The 24,217-nt window shown below is 32.9% G+C and carries 24 protein-coding genes; 10 read left to right on the top strand and 14 right to left on the bottom strand.

Features of this window, described 5'->3' with window-relative positions:
* The 11 genes from ACIQ2Z_RS00975 to hemA all read right to left on the bottom strand — a co-directional run bounded on the left by ACIQ2Z_RS00975 (position 1) and on the right by hemA (position 10,878).
* Entirely contained in the window at positions 1-402 is a 402-nt protein-coding gene (locus ACIQ2Z_RS00975) for a c-type cytochrome (RefSeq protein WP_396182301.1), read from the bottom strand.
* A gap of 65 nt (positions 403-467) precedes the next feature.
* A complete protein-coding gene (gene hemB / locus ACIQ2Z_RS00970) occupies positions 468-1,457 on the bottom strand; it encodes a porphobilinogen synthase (protein WP_396182300.1) in 990 nt (329 codons plus the stop codon).
* A 34-nt stretch (positions 1,458-1,491) separates the two neighbouring features.
* Positions 1,492-2,433 carry a DUF4421 family protein gene (locus ACIQ2Z_RS00965; protein WP_396182299.1) on the bottom strand — a complete coding sequence of 314 codons (942 nt, stop codon included), beginning with the start codon at positions 2,431-2,433 and terminating at the stop codon, positions 1,492-1,494.
* Positions 2,424-3,326, bottom strand: a complete 903-nt coding sequence (gene hemF / locus ACIQ2Z_RS00960) for an oxygen-dependent coproporphyrinogen oxidase (RefSeq protein ID WP_396172290.1) — start codon at positions 3,324-3,326, stop codon at positions 2,424-2,426. The genes ACIQ2Z_RS00965 and hemF overlap by 10 nt, the downstream gene beginning before the upstream one ends.
* A gap of 174 nt (positions 3,327-3,500) precedes the next feature.
* On the bottom strand, positions 3,501-3,962 hold the full coding sequence (gene tnpA / locus ACIQ2Z_RS00955; protein WP_396182298.1) for an IS200/IS605 family transposase: 462 nt from the start codon (positions 3,960-3,962) through the stop codon (positions 3,501-3,503).
* A gap of 517 nt (positions 3,963-4,479) precedes the next feature.
* The gene (gene hemE, locus ACIQ2Z_RS00950) at positions 4,480-5,505 is read right to left on the bottom strand and encodes a uroporphyrinogen decarboxylase (protein ID WP_396182297.1); all 1,026 of its coding nucleotides are present in this window, start codon (positions 5,503-5,505) and stop codon (positions 4,480-4,482) included.
* Positions 5,506-5,550: 45 nt separating this feature from the next.
* A complete protein-coding gene (locus ACIQ2Z_RS00945) occupies positions 5,551-6,231 on the bottom strand; it encodes a uroporphyrinogen-III synthase (protein WP_396182296.1) in 681 nt (226 codons plus the stop codon).
* Between the two features lie 2 nt (positions 6,232-6,233).
* Positions 6,234-6,923, bottom strand: a complete 690-nt coding sequence (locus ACIQ2Z_RS00940) for a potassium channel family protein (protein ID WP_396182295.1) — start codon at positions 6,921-6,923, stop codon at positions 6,234-6,236.
* Between the two features lie 11 nt (positions 6,924-6,934).
* Positions 6,935-8,677, bottom strand: a complete 1,743-nt coding sequence (locus tag ACIQ2Z_RS00935) for a TrkH family potassium uptake protein (protein WP_396182294.1) — start codon at positions 8,675-8,677, stop codon at positions 6,935-6,937.
* 10 nt (positions 8,678-8,687) lie between these two features.
* Positions 8,688-9,623 (bottom strand): hydroxymethylbilane synthase, encoded by a 936-nt coding sequence (gene hemC, locus ACIQ2Z_RS00930; protein ID WP_396182293.1) that lies wholly within the window; start codon positions 9,621-9,623, stop codon positions 8,688-8,690.
* On the bottom strand, positions 9,616-10,878 hold the full coding sequence (gene hemA / locus ACIQ2Z_RS00925) for a glutamyl-tRNA reductase (protein ID WP_396182292.1): 1,263 nt from the start codon (positions 10,876-10,878) through the stop codon (positions 9,616-9,618). Before hemA ends, hemC begins: the two co-directional genes overlap by 8 nt.
* 218 nt (positions 10,879-11,096) lie before the next feature.
* On the opposite strand from hemA, the gene ACIQ2Z_RS00920 reads away from it, so the two are divergent.
* The 8 genes from ACIQ2Z_RS00920 (at position 11,097) to ACIQ2Z_RS00885 (ending at position 20,094) form a co-directional block, all read left to right on the top strand.
* Positions 11,097-11,963, top strand: coding sequence for a helix-turn-helix transcriptional regulator (locus ACIQ2Z_RS00920; RefSeq protein WP_396182291.1), 867 nt, complete (start codon positions 11,097-11,099; stop codon positions 11,961-11,963).
* Positions 11,964-11,980: 17 nt separating this feature from the next.
* The gene (hemH, locus tag ACIQ2Z_RS00915) at positions 11,981-13,018 is read left to right on the top strand and encodes a ferrochelatase (RefSeq protein ID WP_396182290.1); all 1,038 of its coding nucleotides are present in this window, start codon (positions 11,981-11,983) and stop codon (positions 13,016-13,018) included.
* Positions 13,019-14,374, top strand: coding sequence for an MATE family efflux transporter (locus tag ACIQ2Z_RS00910; RefSeq protein WP_396182289.1), 1,356 nt, complete (start codon positions 13,019-13,021; stop codon positions 14,372-14,374).
* Positions 14,361-14,903: a CopD family protein gene (locus ACIQ2Z_RS00905; protein ID WP_396182288.1), complete on the top strand. Its 543-nt coding sequence runs from the start codon at positions 14,361-14,363 to the stop codon at positions 14,901-14,903. The genes ACIQ2Z_RS00910 and ACIQ2Z_RS00905 overlap by 14 nt, the downstream gene beginning before the upstream one ends.
* A gap of 53 nt (positions 14,904-14,956) precedes the next feature.
* Positions 14,957-16,390, top strand: a complete 1,434-nt coding sequence (locus ACIQ2Z_RS00900) for a sensor histidine kinase (RefSeq protein WP_396182287.1) — start codon at positions 14,957-14,959, stop codon at positions 16,388-16,390.
* A gap of 3 nt (positions 16,391-16,393) precedes the next feature.
* Positions 16,394-17,176 carry an enoyl-CoA hydratase/isomerase family protein gene (locus tag ACIQ2Z_RS00895; protein ID WP_396182286.1) on the top strand — a complete coding sequence of 261 codons (783 nt, stop codon included), beginning with the start codon at positions 16,394-16,396 and terminating at the stop codon, positions 17,174-17,176.
* 1 nt (position 17,177) lies between these two features.
* A complete protein-coding gene (locus ACIQ2Z_RS00890; RefSeq protein WP_396182285.1) occupies positions 17,178-18,854 on the top strand; it encodes a hypothetical protein in 1,677 nt (558 codons plus the stop codon).
* Between the two features lie 121 nt (positions 18,855-18,975).
* The gene (locus ACIQ2Z_RS00885) at positions 18,976-20,094 is read left to right on the top strand and encodes an ATP-binding protein (RefSeq protein ID WP_396182284.1); all 1,119 of its coding nucleotides are present in this window, start codon (positions 18,976-18,978) and stop codon (positions 20,092-20,094) included.
* An 84-nt stretch (positions 20,095-20,178) separates the two neighbouring features.
* Here the strand turns inward: ACIQ2Z_RS00885 and ACIQ2Z_RS00880 are convergent, their stop codons facing one another.
* The 3 genes from ACIQ2Z_RS00880 to ACIQ2Z_RS00870 are packed head-to-tail and all read right to left on the bottom strand — an operon-like array spanning position 20,179 to position 22,560.
* Positions 20,179-20,823 (bottom strand): HD domain-containing protein, encoded by a 645-nt coding sequence (locus ACIQ2Z_RS00880; RefSeq protein WP_396182283.1) that lies wholly within the window; start codon positions 20,821-20,823, stop codon positions 20,179-20,181.
* 9 nt (positions 20,824-20,832) lie between these two features.
* A complete protein-coding gene (locus ACIQ2Z_RS00875) occupies positions 20,833-21,822 on the bottom strand; it encodes an acyl-ACP desaturase (protein WP_396182282.1) in 990 nt (329 codons plus the stop codon).
* Between the two features lie 3 nt (positions 21,823-21,825).
* A complete protein-coding gene (locus ACIQ2Z_RS00870) occupies positions 21,826-22,560 on the bottom strand; it encodes a lysophospholipid acyltransferase family protein (protein ID WP_396182281.1) in 735 nt (244 codons plus the stop codon).
* A gap of 139 nt (positions 22,561-22,699) precedes the next feature.
* Here ACIQ2Z_RS00870 and recA point away from each other — a divergent pair, with 139 nt between their 5' ends.
* Both recA and ACIQ2Z_RS00860 read left to right on the top strand, forming a co-directional pair.
* Positions 22,700-23,701: a recombinase RecA gene (recA, locus tag ACIQ2Z_RS00865; RefSeq protein ID WP_396182280.1), complete on the top strand. Its 1,002-nt coding sequence runs from the start codon at positions 22,700-22,702 to the stop codon at positions 23,699-23,701.
* 93 nt (positions 23,702-23,794) lie between these two features.
* On the top strand, positions 23,795-24,202 hold the full coding sequence (locus ACIQ2Z_RS00860) for a hypothetical protein (protein WP_396182279.1): 408 nt from the start codon (positions 23,795-23,797) through the stop codon (positions 24,200-24,202).
* Positions 24,203-24,217: the final 15 nt, after the last annotated feature.

Raw genomic sequence — 24,217 nt, 5'->3', positions numbered from 1 at the left:
TTATTTCAAAAAACTATACATATACGTTTCTAAAGCTTTCAATTCTTCATCGGAAAGCGTTTTAGTCACCGCAAAATTTGTTTTCATCACTTCATATTGCGTAGGATCTACGATAGGTTCTGCATTTTCTTTTAAAAATTCAACCATATTGCCTCCCTTTTCTTTATAAATAGTAGCAATTTCAACAATACTAGGTCCAATAACTTTTTTATCAGGCAAATGGCAAGTTTTGCATAATCCCACACCATTAAATAAATCTTCCCCTAAAGCAAGAGTAGGGTCAACGGCAACCTCTGTTTGATCAACCAATGTCTCATCAGTTGCTTTGCCAAAAGGTTCCGACTTTTTATCTCCACAAGAAATAAAAACCAAAGTAAAAAGTAAAAAAAATAGTTTTTTCATAGGATTTCATTTTGATTTACTCAAATTTACTTGTAAAATAATTTTAAATAGCTGATAAAAGTCATTTATGAAATTAATTTCACCACGTCTTTTGCAAAATAACTTGCAATCATATCGGCTCCCGCTCTTTTTATTGCTGTTACTTGTTCCATCATGATGGCGTCGTGGTCTAACCACCCTCTTTCAGAAGCTGCTTTAATCATGGCATACTCTCCGGAAACCTGATACACTGCTACAGGAACATCAAAGGCATTTTTAACTTCACGAACAATATCTAAATACGATATTCCGGGTTTTACCATTACAATATCCGCTCCTTCATCAATGTCCATTCGGGTTTCACGAATGGCTTCGATGCGGTTATGGTAATCCATTTGATAGGTTTTTTTATCTTTTGGAACATTTTGCATGTCAACGGGAGCACTGTCGAGTGCCTCGCGAAACGGTCCGTAATGTGCGGAAGCATATTTGGCACTATACGCCATGATTCCGGTGTTTACATAACCTTCATCTTCCAAAGCTTCTCTGATTTCCAGAATTCGTCCATCCATCATGTCACTTGGAGCCACAATGTCCGCTCCTGCTTCTGCATGCGAACAACTCATTTCTGCCAAAATAGCTGAAGTTAAATCATTAACAATCGCTCCGTTTTCAATCACACCATCGTGACCGTAAACTGAATAAGGATCTAGAGCCACATCCGTCATCACAATCATTTCCGGAACTGCATTTTTAATTAATTTCACCGCTCGTTGCATCAACCCGTTTGGATTCAAAGCTTCTGTTCCTCTGTTGTCTTTTAAAGAATCCGGTACTTTTACAAATACCAAAACGGACTTCAGGTTTAGTTTTGCCAATTCTTTTACTTCCTTTTCCAATAAATCCAAACTCAATCGGAAATAATTTGGCATCGAAGGAATTTCTTCTTTGATTCCTTTTCCTTCCACCACAAAAAGTGGTACAATAAAATCGTTTGGTGAAAGAATGGTTTCGCGAACAAGTGAACGAATAGACTCATTGGTTCGTAATCGTCTGTTTCTTCTAAGTGGGTACATTTTATTTTTATTTAACGATTGTAGATTTAAGCATTTACAATCCGATTTTTTTATTTGCTTTGTCGTAATATTCTTTTACTTTTTTGGGCGGGTCAAAGCGATAACCAGCTGTAATTTTAAAGGTTGATATTTGATCATTTAAACGAATATCTGCTTCTGAATCTTGAGCAAAATCGATGTAATTCAGATTGACGAATGTAAAAAACGAGTCGGAATTATAGCCAATTTTTAAACTAACGCTTCCCTCATAAATAGGTGCAAAATCCCCATCAACACTATTAAATCCGCCACCTACGGACAATCCGCCTGAAATTAAAAAGTGATTGTTAATTACCCAATTATAAAAATACGATGGCGACAAAGAAACTAAATAAATATTGCTTTTACTTTCCGGATTTCCATCATTTAAATCGAAATTGGTATAATAAATCGAAAGATTAGGAATGAAGCTTCCGGCACTTTTTGTTTGCCATTCCTTTTGATTAGCAATCATTTTGAATGAAAATTTATCATTAAAAATATAGGATGTTGTCCCTACAATTTTTGTGGTTCTAAGTCTGGGGAAAGCTAGTTCTGTTTCTCCATCGGTTATATAAAAACCTGTTTGATTGATGAAAGAAAGAGATTGCATCCATTTTTTGTAATAAAATCGAGTCCCTAAACTAAATAATTTAGAACCATCGTTGTCTTTGTTTTCAGTCAAAAACTCCGGCGAATATCCGTAGGAAATGTCAATAAATTTATAACTTAAATTTAGTCCGATCTGTGCTCTTCGGTTCGGTTCTAAACCCAAATAATTTGCTTCTCCTTCAGTATTGAAATTGACTTGAAAACTATTTGATATGTCTTGATAATAGATACTTGAAATTACTTTTTCATCATAGGAGACAAAATGCGTATTTTGAAGTGAATCCTTTTGAGCAAATGAGCTCATGATTCCTCCAAAAAACAACACTATGACAAATTTTACAACCACTCTTTCGGATTTTCTAAAACAGCAATTAATTTTTCTTCTTCACTTCCATTTTCAGGATGATGGTCATACACCCATTGCACATGCGGGGGCAAACTCATCAAAATACTTTCAATTCTACCATTGGTTTTCAAACCGAATAAAGTGCCTTTGTCATGCACTAAATTGAATTCTACATAACGACCACGACGGATTTCTTGCCAAGTTCTATGTTGTTGAGTATAAGGCAAATGTACTCTTTTCTCTACAATTGGCACGTAGGCTTCTAAAAAACTATTCCCTATTTCGGTTACAAAATTAAACCAATCGTCCATGGAAACTGTTTCGGTTGCTTTGCAATAATCAAAGAACAAACCACCTATTCCTCGGGCTTCGTTTCGGTGAGCATTCCAAAAATAGTTATCACATTGTCTTTTATATTTTGGATAGTACTCCAAATTGTGTTTGTCACAAGCTGCCTTACAGGTTTGATGAAAATGGATTGCATCTTCTTCAAATAGATAATGAGGTGTCAAATCTTGTCCGCCGCCAAACCATTGATTGATGATTGCTCCGTTTTCATCATACATTTCAAAATACCGCCAATTGGCATGAACGGTTGGCACCATCGGACTTTTGGGATGAATAACCAAACTTAAACCACAGGCAAAAAAATCAGCTTCGCCCACATTGAATAATTTTTGCATGGAATCAGGTAATTTTCCATGAACGGCTGAAATATTCACACCCCCTTTTTCGAATACTTGACCGTTTTCGATGACGCGAGTTTGTCCACCACCACCTTCAGCTCGTTCCCAAACATCTTCACGGAATTTCGCAAAACCATCAACCGCTTCTAATTTAGAAGTGATTTGATTTTGGAGGGTTTGGATATATTTTAGAAATTTATCTTTCATTCTGTTTGTAATTAATAAGCATTGCAATGAAATCCAATCTATTGCATTGGAATAAACTCCAACACAAGCATTGTCGTCCGGCCCTATGGGACTTCCCAACCAAAGTCCCATAGGGACGACCGATGTTTTTTCCTTAGAATTCATTCTAAGGGGTTTGACTGACGTATTTTAAAATCAAATCAACTCTTCAAAATAATAATCTTCATCATAATCCACTTCAAATTCAGTCAGCAACTTGGTATATTCATCTTTGAAACTTTCCAGTTGATGATGTGCTTCTTGATTTGCAATATAATTATAAACATTTTCAATGGCAGATTTGTTATAACTAAAAGCTCCAAACCCTCGTTGCCATTCAAATCGGTCAAGCATAAAACCGTTTTCATTGACCCATTTTGATGATTTTGCTTTAACACTTTGCATAACATCTGAAATTGCCAACTTTGGTACTAATGAAAAAAAACAATGAACGTGGTCTTCTACACCATTCACAATAATTGTTTTGCAACCCGTTTCATTTATAAGGTTTCCTATTACTGCCATGAGCTCAGACCTCCAATCTTTTTCAATAACCACATTTCTATATTTTACTGCAAAAACCGTTTGAATGTATAATTGTGAATACGTGTTTGGCATAATTAAAAATTTTAGAAATCTTGATTGACATTTACATGTCTGGAAGAAGTAATTAACACTAATTCGATGAATAAATACAAAACAATCATTTACTGCTCACTTATCATGTGACTTTGAGACTGAACTCTGCCTACTGATTATACTTCTTCACTACTTCCAAAAATGCCTTTGCATGATCTACCGGAATATTTGGTAAAACAATGTATGAGTTGAATCTGTCTTTCATTATCTTAATAAAATTATAGTCACTAATAAAACAATTGGTATAAACACAAAATGTAAATCAGAATAAAATTTAACTTTATTTAAAATGTTAGCCAATACTATAAAAATAAGCGATCCAAGAAAAACAATACCTGTCATTATTATTATACCCACTATAAAAAAACTTGCTCCATCAGGATGTTGATTATCAAAAGAAGGAACTCTAAAAATGAATTGATATGCTATAAAAATTGACCACAGAACATTATGACTGCTGGTATTCTATTTACTTTATTTAAAATTCCAAATTTCATTACGCCTTATACTCCTTTACAGCCTCCACAAATGCCTTCGCATGATCAACGGGAATATTGGGTAAAATTCCGTGACCAAGGTTGACGATGTAATTGTCTTTTCCAAATTCATCAATCATCTCATGAACCATTTTTTTGATAGTTGGTATAGGAGACAATAATCGGGATGGATCAAAATTTCCTTGCAGAGTGATTTTTCCTCCCGATAAATAACGTGCATTTCTTGGCGAGCAAGTCCAATCAACACCTAAAGCAGATGCTTTTGATTTCGCCATGTCATTCAATGCAAACCAACATCCTTTTCCAAAAATAATTACTTTGGTATGTGGTGCTAACGCCTCAACAATTTGGTTGATGTATCTCCATGAAAACTCTTGATAATCAACCGGTGAAAGCATGCCTCCCCAAGAATCAAAAATCTGAATGGCATTACTTCCTGCTTTTACTTTTTCTTTCAAATACAGTATGGTTGTATCGGTGATTTTTTGCAATAAAATATGGGCTGCTACCGGATTTGAAAAACAAAATCCTTTGGCTGTATCAAAACTTTTAGAACCTTTCCCTTCCACGGCATAACAGAAGATGGTCCACGGTGAACCCGCAAAACCAATAAGTGGAACCTCATCATTCAGCATTTCTTTGGTTAATTTGATGGCATCAAAAACATAGCTTAAAGTTTCATTAACATCCGGAACATATACTTGGTCCACTTGCTCAATGGTACGAATAGGGTTGGGAATAATTGGCCCTAAATTGTCTTTTAATTCCACATGAATTCCCATGGCTCTTGGCACTACCAAAATGTCCGAAAACAGAATTGCCGCATCGGGTTTTACAATTCGAATGGGTTGAACCGTAATTTCAGCTGCTAATTCAGGGGTTTCGCAACGGGTAAAAAAATCGTATTTATCACGCAAAGCTCTAAATTCAGGTAAATATCTTCCGGCTTGACGCATCATCCAAACAGGTGGTCGTTCAACGGTTTCGTTGTTTAAGGCTCTTAAAAAAAGGTCGTTCTTAATCATCATCTTTTGCTTTACGCTCCAAGCACTTTGCTGTAAGCTATTTTATTAATTAGTATTCTTTTGATTGAAATAGTTGATACACTGAATGATTGTATTCTCAACTGTTGGTTGATTAGCAATCACTACATTTTTGGTTGTTTTTTCCAATTCTTTTGCTGTTGTAGTTCCTATGCAAAAACAAACTTGATTTGTAATGGTGTTTTCTTTTAAATAACTTTTCACTCCTGACGGACTGAAAAACAAAATCCCATCTACTTTACTTTCAATTTTTACCGGAGTTAAGTCTGTTCTATACACTTGTTTTTCTTCAAAAATTATGTTTGCTTGTTGAAGAGCAACGGGTAATGTATCTTGTCTTAAATTCCCTGAAAAAAATGTATAGGTATTTGAACTATACTTGTCAATTAAAAAGGAGGCCAATTCCTCCGCATAATCAAATGATTCAACTACATCAAAACCGTTCTGTTCCAAAATTGTCTTTGTTTTTTTCCCCACACAAAAGCATTTTTTTTCTTTTAATTTTTTCCAATTTTCATTGGTTAAAATATTATTAAGGGCATTTTGACTAGTGAAAATCAAATAATCATATTTTGATTCTATTTTATTCTTATGAAAATCGATCTTAATAAAATCTGCTTCTAATAAACAAAAGTTTGCATTTAATAAGAACTGCTTTTGGTTAAGCAGAAGTTTTTTGGTAGATAGTATTCTGATTTTGTTTTTCACTTTTATTCCTGACCGTCACAATAAATTGAAATATTCTTGTTTTCACCAAAAACAACTAATATATCGTCTTCAAAAATTACTGTTTCCGGAGTTGGTAATCCAATTGTTTCTTTAACAATTGATTTTTTTCCGATTAAATTCGTTTTTTCTTTTTTTCGAATAATGGTTACTACATTCAAGTGATATTTATCAATTGAATTAAGTTCGTGTAAAGTCTTTCCGTGAAATTCAGGTTTCGATTTAACTTCGGAAATGGTATAATTATTATCTAATTGATAATTTTCTAAAGTAGTTTTAAAATTAATTTGTTTAGTTAATCGATCGGCACTTTCTTGCTCCGGATGGATAATACTGTAAATCCCCATCGCTTCTAAAACCGTATCGTGAATAGGTGATAATGCTCTACTGATAATTTTTACGTTCGATAATTTCTTGATGATGGCTGTTGTAATAATTGCTGCACCTTCATTTTCTCCAATTCCTACTACTACTTTATCAGCATCTTTAAGTGGTAAAGATTCGTAAGCCAACTCATTTGTAGAATCCATACAAACAGCGTGGGAAATCTTATCTTTAATCAGATTAACTTTATCCATTTGTTTGTCAACTCCAATTACTTCATTGCCGGTTTCTGTTAAGCTTAAAGCTAACGACATTCCGAAGTTTCCAAGTCCAAAAATGATTATTTTCATTTACTTAGGTATTAGTTAATTAATATATTTTCTTTCGGATATTCATAAAACTGATGATTTATTTGACGTAATAAACCAATCATTAAATTGAGCATTCCGATTCTGCCAATAAACATCGTGACTATAATAATATATTTACTTGGCTCAGTCATTGTTGGTGTAAAGTTCAAACTTAGTCCAACCGTGCTGTAAGCCGAGAAACATTCAAAAACAACGGTAAGTAAATCCGTTCCTTTTGGTTCAAAAATCAACAAAGCTAAAATAGCAAATCCTATTATTATCAATGAGATACATAAAATAGCAAACGCTCGTGAAGTAGATTCGCTGGAAATTCTTCTTCCAAATAATTGAATCCTTGATTTCCCTCTGGCAATGGCAAAAATATTTAACGTTGCTAAGGCAAAAGTACTCGTTTTTATACCACCCCCAGTTGATGCTGGCGAAGCACCAATCCACATTAAAAAAATAATAAATAATAAAGAAGGAACTGTATATTGTGTAAAATCCATGGTGTTGAAACCTGCCGTTCTGGGCGTTACAGAATTAAATGCTGTTGCCGTAATTTTTCCGAAAAAAGTATCATGTAAATTAAGCATATTATTCATTTCAGAAAACCAAAGGAATATGAAACCTCCAACTAATAAAGCTCCTGTTGTATAAAGTACAATTTTTGAATTGAGCGTCATAATACTGATTTGCTTATGAATTCTTTTTCGATCAAAAAACTCAACTACATGTATTTTTAAATATTGATAAAAATTAAAAATGATATTGTATCCTAAACCACCAAAAACTACTAAAAAAATAACGATCCATTGCATATAGTAATTAAAACGGATATAATTTTCACTTAAACCGTTTGTCAACGTTGAAAAACCAGCGTTACAAAAAGCTGAAATAGAGTGAAAAACAGAAAAAAACAACTTATTTTCAATTTCCGGATTCTCAACAATAGATGAATAAATAAATGCAGCTCCGATTAATTCCACACTTAGGGTAAAAATAACAACATTTAATGCTGCTTTTAAAACGTCTTTCAAGGTGTCTTGAGAAATAAAATCACGAACGTTTAGCCCTTCTTTAAAGGAAGAACTACCTCGAAAAAAGAAAGCAAAAAAGGAAGTAAAAGTTAAAATTCCTAATCCTCCTATTTGTATTAAAGTAATAATTATAGATTGTCCAACTATAGTAAAATCTGTGGATGTATCCATCACAATTAACCCAGTAACACAAACAGCACTGGTTGCGGTAAAAAGAGCATCTGTAAAAGTTATTCCTTCTGTTGTTGCTCTTGGAAGCATTAATAAAAAAGAGCCAATCATAATTATGGCAAAAAAACTACCTACAAAAACAATGGCCGGATTATAATATACTTCATAAATAAAGCGAACCAAAATCATTAATCTAATAATGAAATAAAATAGAAGTCCTGCTTCCAAAATAGGTCTAATGAGTTGTAAAACATCTAAATAATGTAAGTCAATATTAGCTAAGGAAACAATAATTGATACAAACAACAAAATACCAATAATGAGTGAGTTTGCAAGAGCCACTTTTTTATGCCCTTTTTTCTTTAAATAATAAAATTTAAAGATGTTGAATGCTAACAACGAAACTGTAATCATGACTAATCCAACCAGTTTTGGTGTATTGTATACCTTATTTACACTATAACCAAAGTCAAAAATAATGTAAGTCAATACAATTAAATCAAAAAACCGGTAGATAATTTTAAGTATTGAATCTTTATGCATAATACGTCGATTAGTGTTTCTTATCTAATGCTTTTTTAATTGATTGCATGAGTTCTGAACCACCGTTTTTTAAAATTTCTGTAGCACAAAGTTCTCCAAAATTTTGATATAAATCTATATTTATTTGTTTTTCTATAGCTAGCTTCTTTGAACCGTCTAATGAAAATAGAATTCCTTTTAATAATAGGTTATCATTTTCGATAATTGCAAGAGTTCCAATTGGGGCAGTACAACCGCCTTCCAACGTTTTCAAAAACTGTCTTTCAACATGAGTACAAATTTCCGTTTCGTGATGATTTAATTGAGCTAAAGCCTCTTTTGAATAATCATCCTGTTCCATAGCAACAACAACCATTGCTCCTTGAGCCGGAGCGGGAATCATCCAATCGAGATTAATAAAAGATTCCGGTTTCAAATTGATTCGTTCCAATCCTGCTGCTGCAAAAATGGCTCCGTTCCATGGATTCTCTTTTAACTTTTGCAATCTTGTATTTACATTTCCGCGTAAATCTTCTACTTGGTGTGAAGGAAATTTGTTGAGCCATTGTGCTTTTCTGCGTAAACTTCCTGTTGCGATGGTTATCGGGATAGTTCCTGTATTTTCTAAAAAAGACAAATCTCCTTTGTGTACCAAAATATCTAAAGTAGAAGCTCGTTCCAAAACTGCAGCCTGAACAATTCCTTTGGGCAAAGCCGTTGGCACGTCTTTCATGGAATGAACAGCAATATCAACTTCACCTTTTAACATAGCAATATCTAATGTTTTAGTGAAAATCCCCGTAATTCCAAGTTCGTATAAAGGTTTGTCTAGAATTATATCTCCGGTTGATTTTACAGCAACAATTTCTGTTTGATAACCTAAATCATGAAGTTTTTGTTTAACCGTGTGAGCTTGCCAAAGTGCTAACTCACTGTCACGGGTTCCTATCTTAATAATTTTACTCATTATATGGTATGGTCTCAATTTGAAAAACACGTTCTATCCATTCGATGCTTTCATCAACTGTGGTGCTATCGTCTTTCAAATGATTCGCAAAATGCGTGGTTATTTTTTGAATAATTCGGTTACTGATTATTTCAGCTTGTTTCTCATCAAAATTAGTAATTTTTTTTCGTTGAAAACTCAATTCGTTATTTTTAATAGTATTAAGTTTTTCTTTTAAAGCATGAATGGTAGGGGCAAATTTTCGAGATTTCATCCAAGAAACAAATTCTTCTCTGATTTCAGTTATAATTGTTTCAGCAAAAGGTATTTGTTCTTTTCTTTTTTCAATGGTTTCATCGGTCAATTGCGACAAATGATCCATGTGAACCAACGAAACACCTTCCAATTGTTTCACGTTTTCATCAACATTTTTGGGAATAGACAAATCTAAAATTAACAATGGCTTTTTGAGGTTCAACAAAGATTTATCTATCGTAGGATTTTGGGCTCCTGTAGCCACCACTAAAACATCTGCCCGTTGAATTTCAACTTGTAAATCGACATAATCTTTTACAATTAAATTAAACTTTCCGGCAATTTTTTCAGCTTTATTTTTAGTACGATTGATTAAAGTAATGTTTTCATTTTTGGTATGCTTTACCAAATTTTCACAGGTGTTTCGGCCTATTTTTCCGGTTCCGAAAAGCAAAATGTTTTTATTTTGAAGATCAGAAACGGTATTAAAAATATAATGAACCGAAGCAAAAGCTACCGAAGTGGCTCCGCTACATAATTCAGTTTCATTTTTTACTCGTTTGCTTGCCTGTATAACTGCATTCACCAATCTTTCTAGGAAAGAATTTACCAATCCTATTTTTTTACTTTCAACAAATCCATTTCTGATTTGGCTGATAATTTCAAAATCCCCTAATATTTGACTGTCTAAACCTGTTCCTACACGAAATAAAAAATTAATGGCTTCTTGATTTTTGTATACATAGGCAACTTGTTGAAATTCTTCAACGGTTCCTAAACTATTATCGCAAAGTAATTTGATTAATTGAAAAGGGTGTTCTGCAAAACCATATATCTCTGTACGGTTACAAGTGGAAATTACAACGATGCTGTCAATCCCTTCTGCTTTGGCTTGAAGTAAAACTCTTGTTTTGGCCTGATCGTCTAAACTGAATTTGCCTCGAACCTCAGCATCTGCCTTCTTGTAACTCAATCCAACCGAATAAAAGGTTTGGTGTTTCGACAATTTTAAATGATCCATAATTATACACTTTCCTGAAAAGTTGAACAAAATTATAGCTATTCTTTTCAAAAAAATAACGCTCAAAGTTCTTTTTGTATCGTTTAAAGAATTATTTTTGCTTTAGTTTATAATGATTCTAATATATTAGTGTTCATTGACCTTTAAACTACAATTATATAGAATGATTCTAAATAAAAAGCTAACATACTTTACTTTTTACTATAAAAAATGTCGCTATGGGTTCTCACGAAGAAATAAAAATTGAAAACGACTTCTATTTGATTCGTTTTCAGAATGATACCAATGATACGCAACTTTTTCAACGTCCGGTTCATGCCGATTTGATTCAATTTCACTATGGCTTAAAAGGAAAAGCAAAATTTGTTTTCAATCAAGGTACTTATGCGTTGGATTTAATTGAAGAGAAATCACTTTTACTGTACAATCCGCAAAAAGAACTTCCGGTACATTTAGAAATAGGTCCAAATTCGTGGATGATTTCCGTTTTAATTTCTATAAAGAAATTACATACGCTGTTTTCAAATGAAGCAGAACACATTCCTTTTTTAAGTGCCGAAAACAAAGAAAAAAAATATTACACGGAGGAAGATATTACACCGTCAATGGCCATCGTATTGAATCAGTTGTTTCATTACAATCTCAATAGTTCTATCAAAAATCTCTATTACAAAGGTAAAGGCTATGAGTTGTTAAGTTTGTACTTTAACCGCAGTGAAGATCCAAATACCGATCATTGTCCGTTTTTAATTGATGAGGAAAATGTCGCCAAAATTAAAAAAGCGAAAGAAATTGTCATCAACAATATGGCTGAACCTCCCGGACTGCAAGAACTCGCAGACATGATTGGTTTAACTTTAAAAAAGTTGAAAACCGGTTTCAAGCAAGTGTATGGCGACAGCGTGTATAGTTTTTTATTCGATTACAAATTGGAATATGCCCGAAAATTATTAGATAGTGGCACTTATAATGTGAATGAAGTAGGTGTTTTAATAGGTTACAGTACCTCCTCACATTTTATCTCCGCGTTTAAAAAGAAATTTGGAACAACACCAAAGAAATATTTAATGTCATTATCAAATTAAATTGCTACAATAAAAAAATGAAAAAAGGAGTATTATTAGTCAACTTAGGTTCACCTGAAAGTCCAACCCCAAAAGATGTCAAACCGTATTTAGACGAATTTTTAATGGATAAATACGTTATAGATGTGCCGTTTTTATTACGTGCATTGCTAGTTCGCGGCATTATTTTGCAAACCCGACCAAAAAAATCGGCTGCCGCTTATGCTAAAATTTGGTGGGAGGAAGGTTCGCCACTCATTGTTTTATCCAAAAGAATGCACAAAAAAGTGCAAGCCAATACGAGTATTCCGGTAAGTTTAGCCATGCGTTATGGCAAACCAAGCCTCGAATCGGGTTTGCAAGAATTAAATGATCAAGGAGTGACTGAGGTAATGCTTTTTCCTTTATATCCACAACATGCCATGGCTTCAACGGTTACGATACTAGTTTTAGCTGAGGAAATTCGGAAGAAGAAATACCCAAACATGAATTTTACCATTCTTCCAGCATTTTATAACCAGAAAGATTATATCAGAGATTTATCTAATTCGATCAAAAAACATTTGGAAGGATTTGAGTATGATCACTTGTTATTTTCCTATCATGGTATTCCCGAGAGACACATTCGTAAAACAGATATTACCAAAAGTCACTGTAAAATTGATGGTTCGTGTTGCAACACACCATCACCGGCACACGAATTTTGCTATCGTCATCAATGTTATGAAACTACTAAACAGGTAGTTGAATTTTTAGGAATTCCGGAAGGAAAATATAGTCAAACGTTTCAATCGCGTTTAGCCGGTGACAAATGGCTAACCCCTTATACTGATGTTGAAATAAATAAAATGCCTGAAAAAGGGATTAAAAAATTAGCTGTTGTCACGCCAGCTTTTGTATCCGATTGTTTGGAAACTTTGGAAGAAATTGCCATGGAAGCAAATCATGAATTTAAAGAGCATGGAGGCGAAGAATTTAAAGCAATTCCATGTTTAAATGACGACGACGATTGGTGTAAAACCCTTAGTCGATGGATTGACCAATGGGCATTTGCCGATATTCAAACTACCATATAAATGGCTCTTTCTTCAGGTGCATTAGGTTCGGAAGACATCAAACAATTGTTAATCAATCAAGCTGTTCCGGCTTCTATTGGAATTCTTTTCATGTCTATCAATATATTGGTGGACACCATTTTTGTGGGTCAATGGATCGGTTCTTTAGCTATTGCAGCTGTTACAGTTGTTTTACCCATTACTTTTTTAATTTCATCGTTAGGAATGGCAATTGGTATCGGCGGAAGTTCCATCATATCCAGAGCCTTAGGAGCCCGAGACAAAGAAAAAGCAATGCAAACTTTTGGCAATCAAATCATGATGACCTTGAGTTTGGCTTTGCTGTTTGTCATTATAGGGTTTGTTTATTGCGATGAAATTCTATTACTTTTTGGTGCCAATGGCGAAATTATGCAACCGGCAAAAGAATTTTTTATACCGGTTTTAGTGGGTGTTCCTTTTTTGGCTTTAAGTATGATGGGAAATAATGTCATACGTGCCGAAGGAAAAGCAAAATTTGCGATGATGGCCATGATTATTCCCGCTTTTGGAAATATTTTTCTGGATATTATTTTCATCAAATTTTTAAACATGGGTATGTTTGGTGCGGCATTGGCCACAACCCTTTCGTATTTTATGTGCTTTCTTTTTATTCTTTGGTTTTTTATCAAAAAAAGTGAGTTAAAACCCGAATTGCATCATTTTACATTTGTTTCATCGATTGTTAAAGAAATCTCCTCCCTTGGTTTGGTTACTTTTTCCAGACAAGGCGTGGTAAGCATTTTGGCAATTATAATTAATCATACCCTATTTACTTATGGGGGCGAACATTCGGTGGTGATTTATGGAATTATCAGTAGGATGCTAATGTTTGCTCTCTTTCCAATTTTGGGAATCACCCATGGTTTTCTGCCAATTGCCGGATACAATTATGGTGCAGAAAATTACAATCGTGTTAAAGAAACAATTTCCATTTCAATAAAATATGCTGCGTTTCTAGCCACAATAATTTTCCTTATCATTTTAATCTTCGCTAAACAAATTGTTGCCGTTTTTACAAAAGATTTAGATATAATTGCCGAAACACCCAATGCAATGCGATGGGTTTTTGCGGCTACACCCATTATTGCTTTGCAATTGATTGGAGCGGCTTACTTTCAAGCGGCAGGCAAGGCAATTCCTGCTTTATTGCTGACCTTAAGTAAACAAGGGTTTTTTCTGATTCCATTGGTGCTGTTATTGCCAAATTATTTTGGTATTTTTGGTGTATGGGTTGCTTTTCCAATTGCCGACATTTTATCTACAATAGTAACGGCCTACTTTTTGAGAAGAGAAATGACAACAAAATTGATTGAAAAAAACGATGGAATACTATAACTACATAAAATCATTGCACCTCATTTTTGTCATCACTTGGTTTGCGGGATTGTTTTACATCGTACGCTTATTCGTTTATCACGCAGAAGCAAAAGACAAATTGGAACCAGAACAGTCTATTTTGGTCAAACAATACCAGCTCATGCAGTATCGATTGTGGTATATTATCACTTGGCCAAGTGCCGTTTTAGCAAGCATTTTTGCTTTTTGGCTGTTATGGATTATGCCGCAATGGTTGCAACAAGAGTGGATGATTGTCAAATTAGGATTTGTAGTTTTACTGTATTTGTACCATTGGAAATGTCACCTCATTTTTAATCAACTTCAAAAAGATGAAGTAAAAAACAGCTCCAACTTTTTCAGAGTGTGGAACGAAGGAGCCACAATAATTTTATTTGCGGTTGTATTTTTGGTTATTTTAAAAAGTGCCATTAATTGGATCTACGGAGTTATAGGAATTTTTGTTTTTTCCGTTTTTATTATGCTTGGGTTTAAATTTTATAAAAAAATTCGGGAAAGAAACACGTGATACTGTCAAAAAAAATAAGCAAACTCTCATTTCGGGTTAGAATTTTCTTTTCGATGATTCTATTAACCGTTATTTCTTCTATTTTGATAGCTTCTGTTTCCATATATCAATTTCGAAATGAAGCAAAAGATTATCATCGGGAACGACTAGAAAGAAAAGAAAATGCCATTAAAGAACACATTAATTATATCTTAAACACCACAACTTATCCATTAACTACCGAAAATATTCCTTTGATTTTTTCTGAAAGAGATAAAATTCATGAACTTTCTGATATCCACGGGATGGAAATAAATTTCTTTAATCTGGAAGGAAAGTTATTAAAATCTTCTAAATCTTCCTTTGCTGTAGATGAAGAACCAAAATCCATCGATATTTATATTGTAAGGCTTGTACAATCGAGTATGGACAAACGATATGTAGAAGTCAAAGAAATTGATGGTGTAAAAAACCTTTCCTCCTTCAGTGAAATAAAAGACACACAGTTTAAACCCTTAGCAATCTTAAACTTACCCTATATTGAGGATGATGGATATTATGAGCGGGAATTAAAAAAATTCATGTTACGCTTTGGACAAGTATATTCCTTCATGCTAATTCTTTCGGGATTATTAGCTTATTTTTTGTCGAGTTTTATTACTAAGTCACTAAAAACTATTTCTGACAAACTTATCAAAACACAACTTACAAAAAATAATGAAAAAATTGAACTAGAAGCCAGCAGCCAAGAAATTGAATTATTGATTGAGGCCTACAATAGTATGGTAGATAAATTAGAAGAAAGTGCTGTAAAATTAGCACAAAGCGAACGCGAACAAGCCTGGCGAGAAATGGCAAAACAAGTGGCTCATGAAATTAAAAACCCTTTGACCCCCATGCGATTAACTGTGCAAAGTTTTCAGCGAAAGTTTGATGTAAATGATTCAAATATTACTCAAAAGTTAGATGACTACAGCAAAACATTATTGCAACAAATTGACACAATGAACTCCGTAGCCAGTGCTTTTTCAAATTTTGCCTCTATGCCGGCACAGCAAAATGAACAGATTAATTTGATTAATGTTGTTCGATTGGCTCTTGAAATTTTTAATGAGAATTACATTCGCTTTGAAACTAATGAGAATGAAATTTTCACTAATATGGACAGAACTCAACTCATTCGGGTTATTACCAATTTAGTTAAAAATGCCACCCAGTCCATTCAAGATAATACTATTAATCCGAGCATTATTGTAACGGTTTACAAAGAAAATTCAAATGCTATAATCACGGTAAAAGACAACGGTATTGGAATTTCTGAAGAAAATAAACCTTATGTTTTTGAGCCAAAATTTACCACTAAAACCAGTGGAATGGGACTTGGTCTAGGAATTATCAAAAAAATTATAGAGAATTATAATGGAACCATTGCTTTTGAATCCCAACCAAATGTGGGAACAAAATTTATTGTTTCTTTTCCAATTATTACCAACGTAAAAACGATTTAAATCATGAATTTTGAAAACCTATTAATAGAAAAAGACAATGGAATTACAGTAATTACCATTAACCGGCCAACCAAATTAAATGCTTTAAACAAAGTTACAATAGACGAACTTCATCAAGCTTTTGATGCTGAAAATAAAGACCATTCAACCAAAGTGATTATCATCACCGGAAGTGGAGAAAAAGCCTTTGTAGCGGGAGCCGATATTTCTGAATTTGCAAATTTTTCTGTAGAGGATGGGAGAAAATTAGCCGCAAAAGGACAAGAATTATTGTTTGATTTTGTGGAAAACTTATCTACTCCGGTTATTGCTGCCGTAAATGGATTTGCTTTAGGTGGAGGTTTAGAATTAGCGATGTCTGCTCACTTTAGAGTGGCTTCCGATAATGCTAAAATGGGTTTGCCGGAAGTAACTTTAGGCGTCATTCCCGGTTATGGCGGTACGCAACGATTACCACAATTAGTCGGAAAAGGCAGAGCTATGGAAATGATTATGAGTGCTGCAATGATTGATGCCGAAACGGCTAAAAATCATGGCTTGGTCAATCATGTTGTCTCGCAAGCTGAGTTATTAGAATTTACTAAAGGAATTGCTTCAAAAATCTCTAAAAATTCTCCTATTGCAATTTCTAATGCCATTGAAGCGGTAAATGCCAATTTTAAAGATGGTATTAACGGTTACGAAGTAGAAATTAAAAACTTTGGAAAATCGTTTGGAACCGAAGATTTTAAAGAAGGAACGACAGCGTTTTTGGAGAAAAGAAAAGCGGAGTTTAAAGGGGAATAACATGATAAAATCTTATTTATATTCAACAATTTTACTTTTATTTTTTGGAAATATTCTTGCACAAGGAACTCAAGTTAAAACAGTGAAGAGCGAACTTTTTAAAGATGATTACAAGCAAACAACTTTAGTTTTAGGAGAGAAAACAAATGATAATCAAATTTTATTGGTTCGGTCGTATAAGGCAAATTCTTTAACTCTTACAAACGGATATTTAATCGAAAAACATGATTTAAATTTAAAGCTTATAAAAGATTTTGAATATAAAATTGACTATCCTAATACACACAAATATAAAACAGTTTTAGGGGTTTTTTACACAAATAAAAATGTAAATATTGTAGAAATATTTTTCGATTTAAAAGAAAAAGCACATATATGTCAAGTTAACATTATCAATGAAAATTTTAATATTTCCACCAAAGAACTTTTTAGAATTTCTAAAGATGAAATGAAAAAATATGGAAATTTTAATTTACAAGATCTTTTTTTTGAAACAAATAGCAAGGCTTGGACAAATGATAATTTGAACAATTTTAACATTGAAACGGATAAAAAATATAATTTATCATTTTTTAATTCTAACGAATCCTTGAGAGATAAAAGAAGTAACATTGTTATGATTAAAAACGAAAATAAAACCTCATTTTCAATCATCTTAGATTACAAGAACCAAGATCAAAAAGGTTATATGGTTTATCTTTTCGATAAAAATTTCAATTTAGTTTTTGATAAACATATTGAATTAAAAATTAGAGAAAAGGATTATGTTATTCAGAATGCAACTATCTCTAATAATGAACAAAAGGTTTATATCTTAGCAAAGAATTACAACATTCAAAACAAAAGTGAAGTAGGTAGAAAAAAATATGATTTTGAAATGTCAGAAATTAGCGACCAGTTAATAAAAACTGAAAGTGTTGAAATTGAAAATAAATTCATAAAATCACTAAAATTAAATTTTTACAAAAATAACATCTACTGCCTTGGGTTTTATTCTGAAAAAGACCCATATAATAATGAAGGTATTTGTTTTTATAAATTTAATTCTGAAAATTTAGTAGCAGAAAAAATTACTTATACTCCATTCACGGATCAATTTAAATGTGACAAACACGGAAAAAAACCTAACAAAGAAATTAAGCATTTAAAAATTAAAAACGTTCATTTTGAAAATGATGATATTTTTTTTAATGCAGAAGAAGAATATGAAACTTCAACACAACACTCTAACAATATTGGAGGATTAACAACATCTTCAGTCAGTTTAACAAGTATTAATTTTGATGATATTGCAGTAATTAGAATGAATATTAATGGGCAACTTTTATGGTCAAGAAACATTAATAAATCTCAAAATTACACTTATTCAGACGAAGCTTACTTGTCGATTTTTTCAACTGTTAAAGAGGGAAACAATTATTTTTTCATAAATGCTTCAAATAAAGAAAAACAATTAAAAGATAATAGAATTGAATTTAATGACTCCAATCCAAATAAAGCGAATTTGTATTTATTAAAAGTTAATTATCTTGGTGAATTTAGCTATCAACTTGTTTTAGATGAAGATGATAACAAAGTGCCTTTTGTTGTTTCTAAAGGAATTTCTATTGATAAATCTTTTTATTTTTTAGGCAAAAAAGGAAAAGAAAAACAACTTTTGAAAATTGATTTAAATTAAAATTCTGACTTTAAAATATCATTTTTATTATGGTTTTTTGATATTCAATTATCATTTTATTATACTTTTTTGATATTCAATTATCATTTTATTATATATTTGCATCATAAAACAGAATGTTATGATCCAGCGAACGCAGCAATCAGCAATAGATTCCTATCTTTTTAAAGGAAAAGCGATAGTGGTTTTTGGTGCAAGACAAGTAGGAAAAACGTCTTTAATTAAAAATACCATTCAAAATAAATCATCATTATGGTTAAATGGCGATGAACCCGACACCCAATTATTATTGGAAAACATCACCACCAACCGATTAAAAATGTTAATTGGCACTAACACTATTTTGGTTATAGACGAAGCCCAAATGATTCATAACATTGGTTTATTGATTAAACGAATGGTAGATAACTTCCCTGAAATACAAGTAATCGCTTCCGGAAGCAGTGCCTTTGAATTGGCTGATAAAACCAAGGAAAGTATGGTAGGCAGAAAAGAAGAAATTCAACTTTTCCCTTTATGTTATAAGGAACTAGTGCAACACACCAATTTTATAGAAGAAACACGGCTAGTACCTCACCGATTGGTTTTTGGATATTATCCCGAAGTAGTGAATAATCCCGGAAAAGAAGAAAAAATTCTAAACGATTTGGTTGATGCCTTTTTATACAAGGATATTTTAAATTTGGAAGGAATTAAAAAATCAAGCACATTGCAACGACTGGTTCAAATGCTCGCCTTTCGAATTGGTAGTGAAATTAACTTTTCTTCCCTTGGAAACGACTTGGGGATAAACCGTTTAACCGTTGAAAAATACATTGATATTTTAGAAAAAAACTTCATCGTTTTTAGTTTAAATGCCTTTAGTAAAAATCAGGACAACGAAATTAAAAAAAGTCGGAAAGTCTATTTTTGGGATAATGGTTTACGCAACAGAATTATAAAAAACTTCAGTCTGATTGAACTTAGGGATGATTATGGTCCGTTGTGGGAAAACTTTATTGTCAGCGAACGTAAAAAGAAACTAAACTATGAATCATCATTCAAAGAAACTTTTTTTTGGCGAAATACGCAACAAGCTGAGATTGATTTTTTAGAAGTTAAAAACGATGCAATTGATGCGTATGAAATAAAATATAATCCAAATGTAAAAGTAAAATTTACCAAATCGTTTACTGAAAAATACCATCCCAAATCAACTCAAGTAATTCACAAAGAAAACTTTTGGGAGTTTTTATTGTAAGCAGTTTTACCGGCCAAGGCGGGAGATTTATATTTCGACTTCGACATCTTGCAAAATGACAAAACTGTCACTGAAAACTTCAAACTACTTCTCCCCTTCCCATTCTGCATAAAATTGGCTCAAAAACAACTCCATAAAACGGTGACGTTCTAGAGCCAATTTTTTACCGGTTTCGGTATTCATTTTGTCTTTTAACAGCAATAATTTTTCGTAAAAATGATTCAAAGTTGGAGCCTCACTTTTTTTGTATTCTTCCTTGCTCATATTTAATTTTGGAGCAATAGTTGGATTATATATCGCCCTATTCTTAAATCCTCCATAATTAAAAGTTCTAGCAATTCCGATGGCTCCCAAAGCATCCAATCGATCGGCATCTTGCACAATTTCTAATTCTTTGGATGAAAAAGTTTTTTCAAAATTTCCGCCTTTGAACGAAATATTCTTGATGATTTGAATGACATGTTCAATAATTTCTTCAGTCACATTTTCACTTTCTAAAAACTTTTGAGCTGTTTTTGGCCCAATTTCTTCATCGCCTTGATGGAATTTGGAATCGGCTATGTCGTGCAACAATGCTCCTAACTTAACAACTGTTAAGTCGCACGTTTCATCTACTGCAATCTGCATTGCATTTTTATAAACACGTTCAATATGAAACCAATCATGGCATCCTTCAGCATTTTGAAGTTTATCTTTTACAAATAAAATCGTCTTGTCAATTATTGACATAAAGTTGGTTTATTTTACTAAAGCCGGTTGTACCCACTTAAAAATGTGACTTTCTTGTGGCACGACTAATCGTTCAGAAACTCTAGCCATTCGAGCAGGTAATTTCATTAAAAAATCTCTGGCCTTTTCCGCTTCATCAGTAAGTCCGTTGATTTTGTCGATCTCCCATTTTTCGATGAGTTTTTGCAATATATCAACGTAATCGGCAGCGGTATAAACGCCAAGTCGTTGAGCAGAATCGGAGAAATTTTCGAAAGCAGAACTGATTTTCTGACCCGATTCACGAAGAAAATGAGCCGGCATGACTATTTTTTGCTTCATCATGTATTGAAAGGCCAACATCATCTCACTTGGATCTACTTTGAATATTTGATTAATAAATTCACTGTAGGCATGATGATGACGCATTTCATCACCTGCAATGAGTTTGCACATTTTAGATAACTTATTATCGCCATACTTTTTGGCCACTTGTGCAACTCGGTTATGCGAAATATATGTTGCCAATTCCTGAAAACTAGTGTACACAAAATTCTTGTATGGATCTCTACCAGTACCTATATCAAATCCATCATTAATTAAGTGTTGGGTAGTCATTTCAATTTCACGCATATTCACTCTTCCGGATAAATACAAATATTTATTCAACACATCACCATGTCTATTTTCTTCACCAGTCCAATTTTTAACCCAGCGAGACCAACCGTTTCTTCCTTCATTATCAACCCCTTCAACTTCTATTAACCAAGATTCATAGGTTGGCAATGCTTCTTCTGTAATAGTATCACCAACTAAAACAACCCAAAAGTCATATGGTAAATCTTTAGCAATTTCACGTAATTCTTTAACCTCTTCAAAAAAAGTTTCTTTTTCAGAATCGGGTAATAAATCGGTAGGTTGCCATATTTTTTCAACAGGAATAAGGTAATCATTCACAAAATTGTCAATGTTCTTTTCCAAAAGTTGCATCACTTCTAATCTAATGTTTTTTATAGACATATTTTAAATTTTAATTCCGTTTACAACGGCATTTTCTGTTCGTAGCAATATTTCTTCAAATGGAATTCCTTTTATCGGGAAGGGATCATGAATAGTGTGTGTGATTTTATTTCCTAATCCCAATGGAAATTGACCAAATCGAACCATTTTCCATGAATTATTAATTGAAATTGGCACAATATAAGCCGAGGGTGCATATTTGCATAATATCTTTAATCCGTTTTCTGAAAACTTTTTGGGCACACCTGTTTTACTTCTTGTCCCTTCGGGAAAAATGACTGTAGAACGATTGTGCTTCTCAATGTATTCTCCCATTTTCTTCATAAGTGGAAGAGCTTGCTTCGGATCTTTTCTGTCAATTAAAACAGACCCTCCGTATTTCAAATTAAATGAAACACTGGGAATTCCTTTTCCTAATTCTTTTTTACTGACAAATTTAGGGTGCCATTTTCGCATAAACCAAATAATTGGCAAAATATCATACAAACTTTGGTGGTTAGCAACAATAATCAAAGGCACTCCATTTGGAAGTTTTTCACGATTTTGAAAATCATAAGTAGTCCCTAACAAATGAGTGTTTCGAACTAAAAAAAAATTTAAAACAGAAACACTTCGCTTATGGGCTTCATAACCAAAAAAATAATAACATATCCTTTGAATGGGGTCAAAAACTGACAATATCAACACAAACGTGATATAATAAAGTAATGAAATTGGATAGGAAATAAGTTTATGCATAACAATATGTGATGATTGCAAAAGTACGGAATCGAATTTACATAGGTTATTCCCTTTTGTGGAAAAATAATTTATTTATACATTAAAAAAAAAAGTATTTTTACAAAAACAATTGTATTTAAATTTAAAGCCAAATATTATGAGTTCAGAGAAAGAAGCCAAATTAAAAGCCCTGCAATTAACGTTAGACAAATTAGACAAAACTTACGGCAAAGGCACCGTAATGAAAATGGGAGACAAAGCTGTTGAAGAAGTAGAAACTATTTCTTCCGGTTCGTTAGGTCTCGATTTAGCCTTAGGTGTGAATGGTTATCCGAAAGGAAGAATTATTGAAATATATGGCCCAGAATCTTCCGGTAAGACAACGTTGACACTTCACGCGATTGCTGAAGCTCAAAAAGCGGGAGGAATTGCTGCCTTTATTGATGCTGAACACGCATTTGATAGAAATTATGCTCAAAAATTAGGTGTTGACATCGAAAATTTAATCATATCTCAACCGGATAACGGAGAACAAGCTTTAGAAATAGCCGAAAACCTAATTCGTTCAGGAGCTATTGATATTGTAGTGATTGACTCGGTTGCCGCTTTAACTCCAAAAAGCGAAATTGAAGGTGAAATGGGTGATTCTAAGATGGGATTACATGCTCGCTTAATGTCACAAGCGTTGAGAAAATTAACAGCAACTATTAGCAAAACACATTGCACTGTGTTTTTTATTAACCAATTACGTGAAAAAATTGGCGTGATGTTCGGAAATCCTGAAACTACAACCGGTGGTAATGCATTAAAATTTTATGCTTCCATTCGTTTAGACATTAGAAGATCTTCTCAAATAAAAGATGGTGAAAATGTTGTTGGTAACAGAACAAAAGTGAAAGTGGTTAAGAACAAAGTAGCTCCACCTTTCAGAACTGCTGAATTTGACATAATGTATGGAGAGGGAATTTCTAAAACAGGAGAAATTTTAGATTTAGCTGTTGAATTTGAAATCATCAAAAAATCAGGTTCTTGGTTTAGCTATGGTGAAACAAAATTAGGACAAGGTCGTGATGGCGTTAAAGCCATAATTAAAGACAACCCAGAATTAGCGGACGAACTTGAAATTAAAATTAAAGACCGAATAAAAGAAACTGAATAAAAATTAAAACCCGAATTATTCGGGTTTTTTTATTTTCAACGCAACCTTTTGAACAATTTTGCATCTGTAAATTATAGAATTTAGAAAGAATAAATGAAAAAGTTTTTTTGGTTAATTGTTATTGCTGTTTTATTTAATTCCTGTAGTGTTGATGAAGAACCAAAATTTCATTATGAAATTTTAGCTGTGGATAGTTATATTGTGCCGGAATCTTTCGTTTTTAGAAATAACTACGAAATAAAAATTTTTTACAAAAGGCCAACAACATGTCACGCTTTTCAGGGATTATATTATAATTCTTTTGATAATACAAGGACAATGGCAATACAATGTGCTGTGGCTAATAATAGTTATTGTCAAACTTATGATGGAGAAGCCTCAGAAGTTTCTTTAAATTTTTATGCCAATAGTTTAGAAACCTATTTATTTAAATTTTACAAAGGTAAAGATGAAAATGGTGAAGCAATTTATGAAAATATAGAAATACCGGTTACTAATTAATAATTTTAGCAAAAT

This window comes from Flavobacterium sp. (assembly GCF_044361015.1).
Taxonomy (GTDB): Bacteria; Bacteroidota; Bacteroidia; order Flavobacteriales; family Flavobacteriaceae; genus Flavobacterium.
Note: the sequence above shows the minus strand (reverse complement) of the source record. Positions and strands in the feature narration are given on the sequence as shown.